This is a genomic window from Roseisolibacter sp. H3M3-2, from assembly GCF_029211165.1.
Classification (GTDB): domain Bacteria; phylum Gemmatimonadota; class Gemmatimonadetes; order Gemmatimonadales; family Gemmatimonadaceae; genus Roseisolibacter.
On sequence record NZ_JARGEK010000756.1, the window covers coordinates 1 to 731 of the forward strand.

Sequence of the window (731 nt, forward strand, 5' to 3'; positions counted from 1 at the left end):
TGAAAAGTGTCGGAGAGCCGAGCGCCTTCGTCGTCCATGAAGAACTCCTCGAAGGCGGACACCACGCTGAGTTCGAGCTTTCGCCCTTCGGCCGAGCTGCGGATCGTCGGCACATCGACGGTGCCGAGGAACACGTTGAGCGGGTCCGGGATGACGGCACCGCTGAGCGGGTCGACTGCGCCGATCCAGAACGATGTGAGCGCGCCCTGCATGGCCGGGCTGGAGAGCGTCGTGGCCGCCGCGTCTCCGGCAGGGTTGAGCGTGATGGTGATTTCCGGCGCCTCGTCGCCAACGCCGTCGTCCAGCACGTCGATCGAGTCGATCGCGCCGAAGGTCGGATCTCGACCAACGAAGCGATGGCCACCGAACGACACGGCGCCGGCGCTACTCAGCAGCCGCAGCTCATGCTCCGGCAAGAGCATCTCGACCGCACCGAAGATCGTGACGATGCGCTCACCGAGCGCCGCCTGCATCTGTGGCGTAAACGCGCTCATTCGGCTTCCTCGATCCGAAAGCCGATCTCGTGATAGGGCGCGCGCAGCAGCTTCCACCGCGTGCTGTCGCCCGAGACGAAGCCTTCGATTATCGGCTTGGCGATTTCGACGACGTCGCCATCTTCGGGGAAGATCCGGAGCATCGGTTCGATCGGGATTTCGATCTTGCCGGTGGCGTCCGCGATCGCCGCGCTCGCGAGGTGAAGATATCGGCGGCCGAGATGCACGATCGACAGG

Annotated in this window: 1 protein-coding gene and 1 pseudogene; both read right to left on the reverse strand. The window is 64.8% G+C overall.

The annotated features are described in order from the left end of the window. The coding region (locus tag PYV61_RS26215; RefSeq protein WP_275836834.1) for a hypothetical protein at positions 1-494 on the reverse strand (494 nt) is incomplete at its 3' end. Further along, positions 491-731, reverse strand: a pseudogene (locus PYV61_RS26220) (hypothetical protein); the annotation flags it as partial. The gene PYV61_RS26215 and the pseudogene PYV61_RS26220, both read right to left, overlap by 4 nt.